The 242-nt window shown below is 65.7% G+C and carries 1 protein-coding gene; it reads left to right on the forward strand.

Translation table 11 applies throughout. From position 1 onward, the window contains the following. The coding region (locus CVH10_RS23665) for a FliG C-terminal domain-containing protein (RefSeq protein WP_369336009.1) at nt 1-242 on the forward strand (242 nt) is incomplete at both ends.

Here is a 242-nt window from a genome sequence, read left to right on the forward strand (position 1 = left end):
AGGACCTGCTCAAGCTCGATGCGGGCAGCGTCCAGACGCTGCTGCGCAAGGTCGACAACGAGACCCTGTGCCGCGCGCTCAAGGGTGCCGACGAGCGCGTGCGCGGCTTCTTCCTGAAGAACATGTCCACCCGGGCGGCCAAGAACATCACCGACGAGATGGGTTCGCTCGGGCCCATCCGCCTCAAGGACGTCGACGAGGCCCAGGCCAAGATGACCGAACTCGCCAAGGATCTGGCCGAG

The organism is Halomonas sp. ND22Bw, assembly GCF_003011945.1.
Lineage (GTDB): Bacteria > Pseudomonadota > Gammaproteobacteria > Pseudomonadales > Halomonadaceae > Halomonas > Halomonas halophila.